Below are 14,515 nucleotides of genomic sequence, written 5' to 3'. Positions count from 1 at the left end.
GCCCTACCCGCCGCGCCGCGCACAAAGCTGTTCGACTGTCGGACAGGTCCGGCCGAGGAGACAGCGAACCATACAAGGAGCATGTCCATGAACGAGGCGTCCAGCCGTCGCCGCTTCTTGTCCACGGTCGTCTTGCTGGGCGCTGGAAGCACCGCAAGCAATGCCCTTGCCGCGGCCCCCAAGACGGAGAGCAAGTCAAAGCCCGCGGAGGTGAACGCCACCGAGGACCTGATGCGCGAGCACGGCGTCATCCGCCGCACGCTCCTGGTTTACGAGGAGATCGCTCGTCGACTGGGCACTCCGGAAGAGAAGGCTCCCGTGGAGGTGCTCACCCAGGCCACCCGGCTCATGCGCCGCTTTGGCGAGGACTACCACGAGAAGACGGAGGAGACGGAGGTGTTCCCCCGTCTGGTGAAGGCGGGCCAGCAGAAAGAACTCGTTCAGGTGCTGCTCGAACAACACGCCGCCGGGCGCAAGCTCACCGCGTCCATCCTCGCCGCGACCTCGGGTCACGACGCCCTCACGCAACCCCAGCCAAGGGCCGCGGTCGTGCGGCAACTCGCCCAATTCATCCGCATGTACCGCCCGCACGCCGCTCGTGAGGACACGGTCCTGTTCCCCGCATTCCGAAAGCTCTTCGACGAAAAGCAATTCAAGGAACTGGGCGAGCGCTTCGAAGAGCAGGAACACCGGCTGCTGGGGAACGACGGCTTCGAGAACGCGCTCAAGGAGGTGGCTCAGTTGGAGCGCACGCTTGGGATCCACGACCTCGCCCGGTTCACGCCCTCGGAGAGGTAGTCTCCGTGCGCGCGAGGAACGCGGCCAGAAGGGCCCGCCGCTCGTCCTCGCCCAGCACCCCATCCAGCGCGGGGAACAGGTACGTCTCCTCGCGCAACGAGTGGTGGTGCTCCAGGTGCTTGAACGTGCTCTCCATGTCGAACACGCGCAAGACCGCGCGGCGGTAGTCCGGAGCGCTCGCGTCCAGCGCGTCCACGGCGTCCTGACACTTCGCCAGCAGCTCCTGCATGCGCTGGTGCTCGCCGGTGAAGAGCTCCGGCGCGGCGCCTCGGATCCTTCCGGCGCGAGGCAGCTCCGGCAACAGCAGCGCCTCCTCCGCCTCCAGGTGCCGCGTCAGCTCCTCGCGGTAGCGCGCCAGCCGTTCACGCGCGGCGGACAGGTCCATGCCCATCAGCGCCTCCTGGTGCTGGAGGAACAGCTCCTCCAGGTCGCGGTGGAGCACGCCCAGGCTGACGAAGTCGGTGGGCGCGGCCATCAACGCCCTTCAGTGCACCTTGTCGTCGCGCACGTGGGCCTCGCGGGCCACTCGGGGACGCGGCGTCACCATTCGGGCCACTCCGGAGTAGAGCTGATCCTCCGTGTAGACCTTGCGCACGCGGCGGTGCGACGCGCGCGGGTGGTAGGCCGGGCCCGGGCGCTCCAGCCACTGCAGCACCCGCACCTCGCCCGTGTGCGCAAGGTCCGCGAGCAGCGCCTCCGGGCACAGCTTCAGGTAGCGGCGCACCAGCGGCCGCAGGCGGCGCCCGAACTCCGCGCCCAGCTTCGCGTGGCGGCGGCCCGCGTGCAGCGTGCCGTCGAAGCGCAGCGAGATGTGGAAGAGCTCGTGCATCAGCGTCTCCAGCCGCGACTTCGCGGTGGAGCCCCGGAAGAAGAGGGGCCGGAGCGTGATGCAGTACAGGATGCGGCGGCCCCTGATGCGCACCACCGGCTTGCGCCGCCCCGCCTTGTCGATGCTCTTGCCCCCCTTGAAGCACAGGGGCTTCACCGTGCCTCGCGACGCGCGCCGGGCCTCGCCCGCCACCACCAGGATGCGCCCCACCTTCACGTGGCTGAACTCGGGCATGCGCGCGGCGATGTCCCGGATGAGGGAGCGCAGGGTCCGGTTGAAGTTGGGACGTCGGGGAGCCACGGTTGGTGGACAGTCTAGCGGAAATCCCCTTGGGACCAGCCCCTGGCCTCCCCAGAATGTCCTTTGTGAATCGCTCGACCTGCATGATGGCCCTGGTGTCCGCGCTGTTCGTCCTTGGCTCCGGGTGTGCCTCCACCCCGGTCCGCTCCGGCGGCCCCCCTGCCCTGACGGCCCAGGAGACCGCCGTCGTCTCCCAGGGGCTCACCGACGCCTCCGTGCGTTACACCGGACAAATCACCGGCACCGCCAACGGCGTCGTGGAGCGGGCCGACTACGAGCTCGTCGCCGACGGGCAGGTGGTGAAGACGGGCTCCGCGAAGCTGGGGGTGCCGTTCGCGCCGGGAGCTCCCGCGGAGTTCTCCATCGAGGAGAAGTCCGCCTACGTGAAGAGCCCCGAGGACCTGGCCCGCCTGAGCGCCCAGGGCGGCACGGTGCTCATCGCGCTGCGCGGCACGCTGGTGGTGCGCTCCGGTGGCAGCGAGGACACCCTGCCCTTCGCCGCCAGCCGCGCCGTGCGCGTGCCCCGGCTGCCGGAGGTCATCGTGGAGAGCCTGGACGCGGCCCGCTACTCGCCGGAGGAGGTGCAGATCAACCTGCGGCTGGGCGTGCGCAACCCGAACCCGTTCCCGCTGCGGCTGGACTCGCTGACCTACCAGGTCGCCATCGCGGACAAGCCCCTGGAGGAGGGCACCACCGCGCAGGCGGACTCGGTGGATGCGTCCGCCACGGGTGTGTACCCGGTGGAGGTGGCGGTGACGGCCCAGTCCTGGGGCCCGGGCGTCAAGGCGCTCATCGGGAAGGGCGTCCTGCCCTACAGCGTGAAGGGCGAGCTGAAGGGCCCCATGTTGCAGGTCCCCTACTTCCTCAAGGGTGACGTGAAGCTCAACGTGTCCCGCTAGACTGGGGCGCACGCGTGCCCATCTACCTGCTGAGTGACGACGAGCCGGAGCTGTTCCCCCCGCCTTTCAAGGCGGACAAGAGCGGCCTGCTCGCGGTAGGCGGCGACCTGCGCCCGGAGCGGCTGGTGGCCGCGTACTCGCAGGGCATCTTCCCCTGGTACAGCGAGGGGCAGCCCATCCTGTGGCACTCGCCCGACCCGCGCTTCGTGCTGGAGCCGGAGAAGATTCACGTGGGCCGTTCGCTGCGCAAGGTGATGAACCGGGGCACGTACACGGTGCGCTACGACACCGCGTTCCCGAAGGTCATCGACGCGTGTTCACGCGTGCACCGGCCGGGGCAGGACGGCACGTGGATTACGGATGCGATGAAGCAGGCGTACATCCGGCTGCACGAGCTGGGGTTGGCGCACTCGGTGGAGGCGTGGGACGGCGAGGTGCTGGTGGGCGGGCTGTACGGCGTGTCGCTGGGCGCGGCGTACTTCGGGGAGAGCATGTTCGCGCTGGCGCCGGACGCGTCGAAGGTGGCGTTCGCCACGGCGGCGGAGCGCTTCAAGGGCTGGGGCTTCCAGCTCATCGACTGTCAGGTGGAGACAGAGCACCTGGAGCGCTTCGGCGCGGAGTCCTGGCCGCGCAAGCGCTTCCTGACGGCGCTCGCCCAGGCGTTGAAGGAGCCCACGCGGCGGGGGCGGTGGACGGAGTAGACTTCACCGGATGGACGTCCACTACACCTGGATTGGCCCTCCTCCGGCGGACCGCAACCGAGACATCACCGCGCCGAGGGCCCTGGCGGCACGCTGCTCGGGACAGAGCGTCAAAATCTATTTCTGGTGCCTGGACGCGCACGTCGCCGCCTACGAGCGGGACTTCGCCGCGCACAAGAACGTCACCGTGCGAGGCATGCAGGCGTTCCTGACGAAGGCGGGCACGAGGGCATATCGCTGGTACTACTGGTACCAGGAGTCGGACGACTGGGCCGTCGCGGCGATGACGGACATCCTCGACTGGGGCCTGGCGCTGGCGACGCCGCCCTCGTACCGGGCCTTCGTGAAGGACGCGTGGTCGCTCTTCCTCATGTACACGTGGGGCGGCTACGTGCTGGACGCGGGCGTGGGGCCGCACGGCGGAGGCACGTTCGCCCTGCCGGAGCCGCAGGCCTTCATGGCGCCGTCGCTGACGAGGGACGACGCGCTGATGATCCGCCGCTTCCAGCTCTCACGGCTCACCGGGTGGCAGGCGGAGGGCGACGTAACGTTCAACGAAAGCCGCGCGGACGAGGTCTGCGAGGCGATGAACTACGGCGCGGCGGACGACGGCGAAGGGGAGATGTGCCCCCAGCTGGAGGTCTGGATGCTGGGCAGCCCGCGCTACTCCAAGGGTGCCTGGGCCGCGCTCAAGCAGTACTGCGTGGTCTGGAAGGAGATGCAGCAGAACAACACACTGGTGAGCGACACCGCGCCGCAGGTGTTCCGCTACCTCATCGCCGGCTCCGTCTACAACGGCCTGACGCGCACGCAGAAGGGCGGCGTCCAGGCCCCGCACGGCGCGCTCTGGTACTGCACGGACAACAAGAACGGCACGGTGGACGTGCCGGACCTGAAGCTGCGCAAGACGTACCACGGGTCCAGCGCTCAGTAGCCGGGCTGGAGTCCCAGGGGAAGCTCGGGGAAGGCCTTCATCCAGACCTTCCGGATGGCGGCCAGCAGGTTCCGGTCTTCGGCCGTGTCCGAAGCGACGACCTGTTCCCAGTAGGGGAAGTGCGCGAACACCGCTTCGTGGTTCGCGGTCACCTCTCCGTGGAAGTCCATCCCGTTGTACCCGTGGATGTCTCTCAAGGCTCCGAACTGGGCGCGCGCGTCCTTGCCGCGCAGCGAGAACGCCGTTGGCACATGACCGACGAAGCTGGGACCGAAGTCCGCGGCGGTCACGCGAATCCGTCCCTGGATGTGATTGTTGAAGACATCCAGTGCCTCGGCGGGAACCCAGAGTTCCTGGTGCATCCGGGCACCGACCTGCTGGACCTCGAAGGAGGCCGCGTGGGCGTCCTCCACGTCGAACGCCGTCACGTAGCCGGCGCCTTGGGGGCTGGTGGCGTTCCAGTCCCGGCTGATCTGCCGGGCATATGGCTCGTTGAGCACCGGGTAGAAGATGGGCTGCTCCGGCAGACGCGGCGGAAAGCGCCGCATCCCCGACCGGTAGATCAACAACAACTCGGCAAGCCCCACGGGACGGTAGAGGCGCATGCCCATCCTCGGAGCGCGGCTACTTCTTGCACGGAGACAGCGTGCGCTTCGCGTGGATGAGGTCCTCTTCCGTGGGGCTTCCGTAGCGCACGGCCTTCGGCGCGGCCTTCAGCTTCTGGTAGTCGTACGCGTAGAGCACGCCCATCTCCCGGCTCAGGATGAAGCGCGGGCCGCTGAAGTCCCAGAGGCCTCCGAAGAGCTGCCCTCCCGGCTTGAGCGGCGTCAGCGCCGTGCTCTCCCGCCCGCGCACGAACAACATGGACAGGTCGTCCGTCGCCCAGTTGCACGGGTTGCTGCCGTTGCGCTGCAGATAGGACACCGTCAGGTCGAACGCGCCCTCGCCCTCTTCGCCTGTCACGCCGAAGTACTCCCACAGCCGCGCGCACTTCGGCGCCGCGCAGTCCTGCGGCGGGATGTGCTCCGCGTAGTCCGGCGGAATGCCGTCCATCTCCTTGCCCGTGTGGCTCCGGTTGGGCCGGCGCAGCACGCACCCCGTGGGCTCGTCCTTCTGCCGCAGCGCGATGGGCGTGCCCGCGAGCCGCCCGGGCGGTAGCACTTCACACTCCATCGCCAGCTCCGCCATCAGGTACGTCTGGCGGTCCTCGTCCGTCCCCATCCGCACCGCCCAGTACGCGATGGGCGTGCCCTTGCACGCCTTCGACTTCTCCTTGCCGAACACCCAGATGGGCGCCTTCGTCGTGTCCAGCGCGCCCAGCTTCTTCGACTGGTCCATGGGCACCGGCTTCACCCCGGAGCGGCTGCGCGCCCCCGCCTGGAAGAACTTGTCCTTCGAGGGCGGGATGATGGCCTGGTGCACCAGCCAGCCCAGCCGGTCGATGCCCACCTGCCCCATGGGCGTCATCGGCAGGAACTCCGGCTTCACCGGGCAGCCCCGGTCCATCTCCGGCAGGTCCACCACCACCGCCGAGCCGTCATCCTCATCTACCTGCGCCCACGCAGCCCCCGGCCCCACCGTCAGCGCCAGCACCAGCGCGAACACCGCGCGCTTCACTCCGTTCGTCATTCCGTCGGACCTCCACCCACGGTCATACCGCAAGCGGATGCCCTCCGGCGCGCCCCCCGAAGTTCAGCGCGGCTTCTTCCCCGCGCTCAGCGCGGCTTCTTGGGCGGAGCCTTGCGCTTCACCGGCGGAGGCGGCGCCGGCGGCACCCCGGCATCCCGCGGCACGTCCGACACCGTCGCGTCGAGCGCCTCCTGCTTCGCGGCGTCGTCCGGCTTCGGAGGCGCCTCCACCTCCGTGCGGTCCTCCAGCGGCACGCGGCCCACGGCGCGGTTGAACAGCTCCCACAGCGCCTTGCGGTGCCCCTCGCGGTCCGTCTTCCCGGACAGCACCAGCCCCGCGCCGCTGTAGCGCACCGTCAGCCCCGGCGGCATGCCCGCCTCGAAGTCCTCCAGCTGCGCCTGGAGCTGCGGCACCGCGAACGTCAGCTCCAGCTCCTTCGCCAGGTACGCGTGCGTCTTGAGGAACGTGCGCAGCGCCAACCGGCACGCGTTGTCGTTCACCGTCGCCGTCAGGCTGCGCTCCACGCCTTCCGTGGCCTTCAGGTCCGGACAGGCCTTCCTGGCCGCCGCGAGTTCGGACCCGGTGTTCTGCAGCTCGATGGGGCCCACCATCACCCGCCACACCGCGAAGCGGCCTTCCGCGTACAGCAGCACGCGCGCGATGCCGGCGGTGTGCGGCGTCAGCAGCAGCTCGCCGCTCTGGGCCAGCGCCTCCGCCGTCACCACGTTGGGCGCGTCGGACTCCGCCCAGTCCACGGCGGTGAGCTTCTGGAAGGTCTCCTTGCCGGGCTCCAGCGTCAGGGCCTGGTCCACCGGCCAGGCCAGGGCCGCCGAGGGCGCCGCCAGCGCGCCCAGCAGTCCGCCAATGACGTACATCCGACGTCCCCGCATGGTGCCTCCCGCCAGGGTGGTATGCCCCTCTAGCACGGGATAAGAACCTCCCCCTATGCCTACCTGGACCCTCTGGGTCGCCTGCCTGGCCCTCTGCTTCATGAGGTCCCTGGTCGCCGCCGCGGAGTCCGCGCTCTATGGGACGTCCGACCTGCGCGCCCAGGAGCTCGCGGAGGAGAGCAAGAGTGTCGCCGCCCGGCGGGTGCTCCGTCACAAGACGGAGCGTGAGCCCGCCGCCACCGCCCTGCGCCTGGGCATGGTGCTTTCCGGCTTCCTCGCAGCCGCCATTGGCGCCTTCGTCCCGCCGCGCCTCCTGGACTTCAGCCGCTACGCCGAGGCCACCTGGGTGCCCATCGCCACGGTGTGCGCGGGCGCCCTCTTCGTGGGCGTGCTCGCCAGCCTCATGGAGGTGACGCTGCGCGGCCTGGCCAACGGCAACCCGGAGCGCTGGGCCCTGCGCCTGTCGGGCCTGGTGTCCCTGCTGGTGACGGTGCTCTACCCGCCCATGCGCCTGATGCTGGGCCTGCTCAACCTGGGCGCCCGCACCATGGGCCGCACCCTGCGCTTCGAGCCGCCGCCCCCGCCCCTGGAGGAGCTGGAGAAGCTGCTCGCCGCCCAGGCCGCGCGCAACGAGGTGGACAAGAGCGCCCCGCAGCTCATCCGCTCCATCTTCGAGCTGTCCGACAAGCGCTGCCGCGACGTGATGGTCAACCGCACGGACGTCATCTCCGTGGACGTCACCACCCCGCCGGATGAGGTGCTGCGCATCCTGGCGGAGGAGAACCACTCGCGCATCCCGGTCTACAAGGACGACGTGGACCACATCGTCGGCGTGCTGCACGCGCGCGACCTCATCCCGCTGCTCCAGCACCCGGAGCTCATCGTCCTGCAGGACGTCATCCGCCCTGCCCACTTCGTGCCGTGGATGAAGCCCGTGGGCGACCTGCTGCGCGACATGCAGAAGCGGAAGATCCACATGGCCATGGTCGTCGACGAGTACGGCGGCTTCATGGGCGTCGTCACGCTGGAGGACATCCTCCGCGAAATCGTGGGCGACATCGGCGACGAGTTCGAGGTGGAGGAGAAGCTCGTCGAGAAGATGGCCGACGGCAGCTCGATGGTGGACGCCGCCATGGAGGTGGATCAGTTCACCAAGCTCTTCGGCTTCCCCCTGCCAGAGGGCGACTTCGACACGCTGGGCGGCTACCTGTCCTCGCTCGCCGGCCACCTGCCCGACGTGGGCGAGCGCTTCACCTACAACGGCTGGCAGTTCGTCGTGGCCACCAAGGAGGGCGCCCGCATCGACCGCGTGCGGATGTCCCGCCTCAAGAGCATCACGCCCGGCCACTCGGACGGCCAGGGAGGCCCGCCGCGACAGGCCCCGGACTCCGGCGCGGCTCCAGACGCCAAGGGCTGAGGCACGTCTCCAGGGCTCACTGCGCCGGGCTGGGCTCCCCGCCCGGCACCCACGCGAGGTCCAGCGAGCGCGCGTCCCGGAAGGGCGCGCGCCGCTCGGAGCCGCCGAAGCGCAGCACCACGCCGCCCTCTACCCGCACCACGTGCGAGCCCGGCTCCGGACGGCCGCCGCCGCGCGCCACGGCCAGCGGGAAGTAGACCTCCAGGGGGACTTCGCCCTTGCCGTCCAGGGACACGCCCATCACCTGCTCGCCCGTGGCCACGCGCCGGCCGTCCACGCGCAGGTCGAAGTCCACGCGGGTGAGCGTGGCCGCGTCCGAGGACGGGTTCTCCACCTGGAGCTTCAGCGTGAGCGCCCCGGTGCCGTCGCGCGTGAAGGCCACGTCCACCGCCTCCACCCGCACCGCCTCGTCGTAGGCGCGCGGGCGGAAGGGCACCACGCCCAGGCAGCCGGACAGGCAGCCGATGCCGGCCAGGCCCAGCCCGAGCACCGCCCGGCGCGCGCGCATCAGCCGCCCAACAGAGGCTGCAGCGCCTCCACCGTCAGGGGCCAGCCCGCTCGGCGCGCCAGCACCTCCAGCGCCTTGATGAACTCCGCCGCGGTCTGGAAGCGGCGGGCCCGGTCCGCGAACAGCGCCTTGCGCGCCACCCGCGCCGCGTAGTCCGGCAGGTCCGGAGACAGCGTGGAGAGCAGCGGCACGCGAGAATCGCGCACCTGGTGCATCAGCTGCGCCTCGTTGTCGCCGGTGAAGAGGCGGCGGCCGGCCAACAGCTCCCAGAGGATGACGCCCACCGCGTACAGGTCCGTGCGGGCGTCCACCGCCTGCCCCAGCACCTGCTCCGGGCTCATGTACGGCAGCGTGCCGCGCAGCGCGCCGGAGTCGCCGCGGATCATCCCCTCCACCTCCGCCACGCCGAAGTCGGTGAGCTTCACGTCGCCCTGGACGCCCAGCAGCACGTTGGCGGGGTTCACGTCGCGGTGGACGATGGTGGCGCCGTTCTCCCCCACCTTGGCGCGGTGGATGTAGTCCAGCGCCTTGAGGATGCACCACGCGATGTAGCAGGCGGACTCCGGCGGCATCGCGGCGCCCGCCTTGATCAGCAGCTCCTGCATGTAGCCCAGCGTCCGGCCACTCACGAGCTCCTGCACCATGAGGTAGTCCGGCCCGGCGCGGAACAGCCGGAACGTCCGCACGATGTGCGCGTTGCGCAGGCGCACCGTCAGCTTCGCCTCGTCGACGAAGGCCTTCACATACGCGGGGTCGTTGCGGAAGGACGGGTGCAGCCGCTTGATGACCACTTCCTCGGGCTCGCCCGGGGAGCGCTGGGTCGTCTCACGGGCACGCGCCTGATACACCTCGGCCATGCCGCCGACGGCCAGCCGGCCGACCACTTCATAGCCACCCAGGTCCGGAGCTTCCGCCACGGGGCCAAGTTTAACGCGGATCCGGTAGCGGCCCCACTATTCCGCCACCAGTGACATGAAGAGGGACTCGTACTTCCGGGCGGATGCGGTCCAGGAGAAGTCCTTCCCCATGCCCCGCACCTGGAAGTCCCCCAGCCGTGCGGGGTCCGCGTACAGGGAGAGCGCCCGGCGGATGGCGGCCAGGAGCGCCGAGCGGTGGAAGGACTCGAAGAGGATGCCGTTGCCATCCAGCCCCCCCTCCACCGTGTCCACCAGCCCCCCCGTGGCCCGGACGATGGGCACCGTGCCGTAACGCAGTGAATACATCTGGTTCAGGCCGCACGGCTCGTAGCGGCTGGGCATGAGGAAGAAGTCCGCCCCTGCCTCCACCAGATGTGACAATTCCGGGTCGAACCCGATGTGCACGCCCACCTGCTTCGGGTGGCGGGCCCGCAGCGCCCTCAGCCCCTCCTCCAGGGTCGGGTCGCCGTTGCCCACCGCCACGAACTTCAGGTCCGCCTGGAGCGCCGCGGGCAGCGTCTCCAGCAGCAGGTCCACGCCCTTCTGCCACGCCAGCCGGCTGACGATGCCGAACACCGGCGCGTTGCCCTCCGTGGGCAGGCCGAAGCGCTCCAGGAGGGCGCGCTTGCAGACCGCCTTGCCCGTCATGTCGTCCGGGCCGTAGCGCGCGGGCAGGAAGAAGTCCGTCTGGGGGTTCCACTCGTGCGCGTCGATGCCGTTGATGATGCCGGTGAGCGCGTGCGAGCGGCGGCGCAGCAGGCCATCCAGCCCGTAGCCCTGCTCCGGCGTCTGGATTTCGCGCGCGTAGGTGGGCGACACGGTGGTGAGCGACTCCGAGTAGACGAGCCCCGCCTTGAGGAAGTTGACGTGGTCGTAGAACTCCACGCCCTCCGGCGTGAAGAGGTCCCACGGCAGCCCCAGGTCCTCCATGGTCCGCTTGGGGAACTGCCCCTGGTAGGCCAGGTTGTGGATGGTGAAGACGCACTTCGCCTTCGCGAGCGGCGTGCCCTGGAAGCCCCGGCGCAGCGCCACCGGGACCAGGCCCGTCTGCCAGTCGTGCAGGTGGATGATGTCCGGGAAGAAGCGCAGCCGCTGCGCGGCCTGGAGCGCGCCCACGCACAGGTAGGCGAAGCGGCGGGGGTTGTCCGCGAACTCACCGCCCGCGTCGCCGTAGAGGCCCTTGCGGCCGCCGTAGAAGGCCTCGTTCTCCAGGAAGAGGACCTCCAGGCGTTCGGAGAGGCGCGCGGACAGGATGGGGCCGCCCGTCTCACCGAAGGGGAAGCGCAGCACCAGGGACTGGCCGGTGGGCAGCAACTGTCCGGTGTTGCGCACGTCCTGGTAGCGGGGCGTGACGATCTTCACGTCGTGCCCCAGCCCGGCGAGCGCCGTGGGCAGGGCCCCGGCCACGTCGCCCAGTCCCCCCGTCTTCGAGAAGGGGGTGACCTCCGAGGCGATGAAGAGGATCTTCATGAGTCCCGCCATTGCGTGCGAGTCCCGACAGGGAGTCAACCGCGAACGTGCGCGCCGGGGCCGTGTTTCCTATGGTGCGCCGCGTGACGAATATCCCTCCCGACCCCATCCAGCGCTTCGCCGACGTCTTCGCCCAGGCGAAGGCCGCCATCCCCGTGGACCCCAACGCCATGGTGGTGGCGTCCGTGGATGACCAGGGCCGCCCCAGCTCACGCGTGGTGCTGCTCAAGGACTTCGATGCGCGGGGCTTCGTCTTCTTCACCAACTTCAACAGCCGCAAGGGGCGCCAGCTCACCGCGCATCCGTACGCGGCGCTGTGCTTCTTCTGGCAGCCCCTGGAGCAGCAGGTGCGCATCGAGGGCCGGGTGGAACAGGTGACGGACGCGGAGGCGGACGCGTACTTCCAGAGCCGCGCGCGCGGCAGCCAGATTGGCGCGTGGGCCAGCCTCCAGAGTGAAGAGCTGCCCTCGCGCGAGCTGTTGGAGCAGCGCGTGGCGGAGGTGGAGGCGCGCTTCCAGGGCCGTGCGGTGGAGCGCCCTCCGCACTGGAGCGGCTTCCGCGTGGTGCCGGACCGCATCGAGTTCTGGCACGCCCGCCCCAGCCGGTTGCACGAGCGCAACGTGTACCTGCGCGACGGCGCGGGCTGGAAGACGCAGCTGCTGTTCCCCTGAAGCAGGGCCTCAGGGCACGCGGTGCTCGCGGAAGGTGACGCGCAGCGTGTACGTGCCCGCCGGAGCCTCCACCCGCACGAAGTCGCGCGCGTGCGGCGTCTGCTGCGTCAGAGTGCCTCCCGTGGCCTGCTTCTCCCAGGCCACCAGCGCCAGGTCGTCCACCGCCGTCACGCCCTGGCCGGACTTCGGGGGCGCGGTGTTGAGCGTCAGGTCCAACGCCCAGGGCGCGTTCCACAGGTCCGGCTTCGGCGGATCCGCGGGGAAGCGCAGGTCCTCCGCCACCAGCGTCCAGTCGTAGGTGCCGCCGTCGTGGCGCAGCAGCGTCTGCTCGCCGAAGAGCGTGTAGGACTCCACGGGCAGGTACTGCACCTTCGCGGAGAAGGCGCCGCCGCCCTGCCCCTTCAGCCACGCCACAGCCGTCAGGTCGCGGTTGGGCGGTCCTTCCGCGAAGCCCGGCGGACGGAAGCGGTTGACCAGCTTCACCGCCGCGCTCCGTGAGTCGCTGGCCGCGCGCCGCTGGCAGAGCGCCGCGGCGCCCCGGTGCGGACCGTCCTGGCACACGTAGCCGGCGTTCGGGCCCACGCTCCAGCGCGGCGCCTCGTTGGCGTCGTCGTCCACGTCGTGGTCCTCGAAGTCGCCGTGCAGGAGCACGTCCCGCCCGGCCTTGAGCTTCACGCCCGTCACGTCCGCGCCCGTGAGCTTCGCCACCGCCACGGACTCGCCTTCATGGCGCAGGGACCGCAGGTCCACCGTGGCGCGGCCGTTCGCGTCCACCGTCACCGGCACGTCCACGGTGCGCTCGCTCACCGCCGCGTGTTTGTCCTCTGGTAGCAGCTCGCCCCAGGAGGGTTGGGGCACCAGCTCCACGCCGCCCTCGCGGGACAGCTCCGCCAGATTGCGCAGGAAGCTCTCCGACAGGTCGCCCGTGACGGGCCGGGGGCGGTAGTCCTCGATGTAGACGGGCACCGCGCGGGCCCGGTCCACGCGCGCGCCCCGGGCCTCCACCTCCGCCATGAGGCCCACCATCGTCTCCATGCGGTCCTGGTCGAAGGCGAAGTTGCCCAGCGACTGCGCCATCAACACGCCCTGGTGGCGCGCGAAGCCCTGCGGGATGTGCGGGTGGTGCGCGATGACGAGCCCCGCGCCCGCGTCCACCAGGTCGCGCATCCGCTGCGCCGTCGGGGTGGAGGGCCGGACGCTGTACTCGACGCCGGTGTGCAGCACCGCCACCGGCACGCGGTCCTGCGCCTTCTCCGCGGCCAGCAGCGCGGACGCCCGCGTCAGGTTCCGCGCGTCCGCCGCGCCGCCCTGATTGGGGCCCGCGACGTACTGCTGATCATGCGCGCTGCCGGTGATGGAGCACATGGACACCAGGCTGTAGTCCCCGCCCGCGAGCGACACGCGCGCCGGCATGAAGGCCTTGTCCTCGTTCTGGCCCGCGCCGCTGAAGGCCATGCCCGTCGCGGCCACGTGCGTGAGCGTGTCCGTGAGCCCCGGCGCCAGGTAGTCGTAGACGTGGTTGTTGCCCAGGCTCACGTAGTCCACGCCCAGCCATGGCAGCGCGGGCAGCGAGCCGGGCAGCGTGAAGAACGCATAGGCCTTCTCGTCGTGGGGCGTCGCCGGATGATCCGTCACCGGCGTCTCCAGGTTCACGGCCCGGAAGTCCGCCGCCTGGAAGTAGGGCCGCACGTGGGTGAAGACGGCCTTCGTGCCCGGCAGCGGATCCGACACGCGGATGAGCGCCGCAGGGTCGTCCGGCGGCATCTGGTTGCGCGGCGTGGTGTCGTCGGGGTCGAGGAAGCGCCGGCCCAGCGACACGTCGCCCGCGAAGAGCATCCGCACGCCGTCCTTCGGCGACAGGCGCACCGGCGGCAGCGGCACGCGCTTCTCCGTCAGGCTCCGGCGCAGCTCCACCGCCACCACCGCCGGGCGGAAGCCCTCCGCCTCCACCGTGAGCAGCCGGTTGTGGCGGGGCAGCACGGGGAAGCGGAAGTGGCCGGTCGCGTTCGTGCGAGCCTGCGCGTCCCCCACCTTCACCACGACGTCCGCGACCGGCGTGCCCGCAGTGGAGACCAGCGAGCCCTCCAGCGCGATGCCGGTGCAGGCGTAGTCATGGCGCGCGGTCCGCTCGGCTTCGGGCACGGTGGCGTCCGCCGCAGGCTCCGGCGCGCAGGCCGTCAGCACCGGATCCTCCTCCGGCGGTGGCGGCTCTTCCGCCGTCTCGTCGGGAGGCGGCTCGTCCTCCGGCGGTGGCTCGGGAGGCGGGGGCTCTTCTTCATCGGGCGGGTCGTCCGGCGGCGTCACCGGTTCGTCCCCTGGCGTCACGGCTTCTTGCTCATGCTTCGGCGTGGAGGCGCCCGGACCGCACGCCACCAGACACGCCGCCACCCACACCGTGGGCCACCACCGCCGCCACGCCATCCCACCCTCCGCCGCGGACTTCCTCGCGACGAGATGGGGACGACGGCAGGCAGGCGCCAGCGACGGCCTCGTCCCCGGGGGCTGCCTGCCTGCCCCCGGGGGCCGGGGCGTGTTCACCCGGCGACAGTGAC

General features: G+C 70.6%; 15 protein-coding genes. 6 read left to right on the top strand and 9 right to left on the bottom strand.

Annotation, left to right across the window (positions count from 1 at the left end):
• On the top strand, positions 1–798 hold a 798-nt coding region (locus D7Y21_RS25855; RefSeq protein ID WP_233612279.1), incomplete at its 5' end, for a hemerythrin domain-containing protein.
• Here D7Y21_RS25855 and D7Y21_RS25850 read toward each other — a convergent pair.
• On the bottom strand, positions 779–1,273 hold the full coding sequence (locus D7Y21_RS25850; RefSeq protein WP_121716322.1) for a hemerythrin domain-containing protein: 495 nt from the start codon (positions 1,271–1,273) through the stop codon (positions 779–781). The two genes, D7Y21_RS25855 and D7Y21_RS25850, sit on opposite strands and share 20 nt — an antisense overlap.
• A gap of 9 nt (positions 1,274–1,282) precedes the next feature.
• Complete coding sequence (locus D7Y21_RS25845) at positions 1,283–1,927, bottom strand: hypothetical protein (protein ID WP_120561855.1); 645 nt, start codon at positions 1,925–1,927, stop codon at positions 1,283–1,285.
• Between the two features lie 56 nt (positions 1,928–1,983).
• On the opposite strand from D7Y21_RS25845, the gene D7Y21_RS25840 reads away from it, so the two are divergent.
• The 3 genes from D7Y21_RS25840 to D7Y21_RS25830 are packed head-to-tail and all read left to right on the top strand — an operon-like array spanning position 1,984 to position 4,461.
• The gene (locus D7Y21_RS25840; protein WP_199724185.1) at positions 1,984–2,826 is read left to right on the top strand and encodes an LEA type 2 family protein; all 843 of its coding nucleotides are present in this window, start codon (positions 1,984–1,986) and stop codon (positions 2,824–2,826) included.
• Positions 2,827–2,840: 14 nt separating this feature from the next.
• Positions 2,841–3,527, top strand: coding sequence for a leucyl/phenylalanyl-tRNA--protein transferase (gene aat, locus D7Y21_RS25835; protein WP_120561857.1), 687 nt, complete (start codon positions 2,841–2,843; stop codon positions 3,525–3,527).
• 10 nt (positions 3,528–3,537) lie between these two features.
• The gene (locus D7Y21_RS25830; RefSeq protein WP_121716320.1) at positions 3,538–4,461 is read left to right on the top strand and encodes a hypothetical protein; all 924 of its coding nucleotides are present in this window, start codon (positions 3,538–3,540) and stop codon (positions 4,459–4,461) included.
• Here D7Y21_RS25830 and D7Y21_RS25825 read toward each other — a convergent pair.
• The 3 genes from D7Y21_RS25825 to D7Y21_RS25815 form a co-directional block, all read right to left on the bottom strand.
• Entirely contained in the window at positions 4,455–5,066 is a 612-nt protein-coding gene (locus tag D7Y21_RS25825; RefSeq protein WP_121716328.1) for a hypothetical protein, read from the bottom strand. The two genes, D7Y21_RS25830 and D7Y21_RS25825, sit on opposite strands and share 7 nt — an antisense overlap.
• 19 nt (positions 5,067–5,085) lie before the next feature.
• A complete protein-coding gene (locus tag D7Y21_RS25820) occupies positions 5,086–6,090 on the bottom strand; it encodes a hypothetical protein (RefSeq protein ID WP_121716318.1) in 1,005 nt (334 codons plus the stop codon).
• An 86-nt stretch (positions 6,091–6,176) separates the two neighbouring features.
• Positions 6,177–6,980, bottom strand: a complete 804-nt coding sequence (locus D7Y21_RS25815; RefSeq protein WP_121716316.1) for a hypothetical protein — start codon at positions 6,978–6,980, stop codon at positions 6,177–6,179.
• Positions 6,981–7,035: 55 nt separating this feature from the next.
• Between D7Y21_RS25815 and D7Y21_RS25810 the strand changes: the two genes are divergently transcribed.
• Positions 7,036–8,397 (top strand): hemolysin family protein, encoded by a 1,362-nt coding sequence (locus D7Y21_RS25810; RefSeq protein WP_121716314.1) that lies wholly within the window; start codon positions 7,036–7,038, stop codon positions 8,395–8,397.
• Positions 8,398–8,413: 16 nt separating this feature from the next.
• Here the strand turns inward: D7Y21_RS25810 and D7Y21_RS25805 are convergent, their stop codons facing one another.
• From D7Y21_RS25805 to glgA, 3 genes are read right to left on the bottom strand one after another with little or no spacing between them, the layout of a single operon-like run.
• Positions 8,414–8,905 (bottom strand): LEA type 2 family protein, encoded by a 492-nt coding sequence (locus D7Y21_RS25805; protein WP_120561866.1) that lies wholly within the window; start codon positions 8,903–8,905, stop codon positions 8,414–8,416.
• Complete coding sequence (locus D7Y21_RS25800; RefSeq protein WP_120561867.1) at positions 8,905–9,822, bottom strand: serine/threonine-protein kinase; 918 nt, start codon at positions 9,820–9,822, stop codon at positions 8,905–8,907. The genes D7Y21_RS25805 and D7Y21_RS25800 overlap by 1 nt, the downstream gene beginning before the upstream one ends.
• A gap of 36 nt (positions 9,823–9,858) precedes the next feature.
• A complete protein-coding gene (glgA, locus tag D7Y21_RS25795; protein ID WP_121716326.1) occupies positions 9,859–11,292 on the bottom strand; it encodes a glycogen synthase GlgA in 1,434 nt (477 codons plus the stop codon).
• Between the two features lie 71 nt (positions 11,293–11,363).
• On the opposite strand from glgA, the gene pdxH reads away from it, so the two are divergent.
• Positions 11,364–11,963: a pyridoxamine 5'-phosphate oxidase gene (gene pdxH / locus D7Y21_RS25790; RefSeq protein ID WP_120561868.1), complete on the top strand. Its 600-nt coding sequence runs from the start codon at positions 11,364–11,366 to the stop codon at positions 11,961–11,963.
• Positions 11,964–11,972: 9 nt separating this feature from the next.
• On the opposite strand, the gene D7Y21_RS25785 is transcribed toward pdxH, so the two are convergent.
• A complete protein-coding gene (locus D7Y21_RS25785; protein WP_121716312.1) occupies positions 11,973–14,384 on the bottom strand; it encodes a CapA family protein in 2,412 nt (803 codons plus the stop codon).
• Positions 14,385–14,515 lie beyond the last annotated feature (131 nt).

Source organism: Corallococcus sp. AB045, assembly GCF_003668895.1.
Classification (GTDB): Bacteria; Myxococcota; Myxococcia; order Myxococcales; family Myxococcaceae; genus Corallococcus; species Corallococcus coralloides.
Note: the sequence above shows the minus strand (reverse complement) of the source record. Positions and strands in the feature narration are given on the sequence as shown.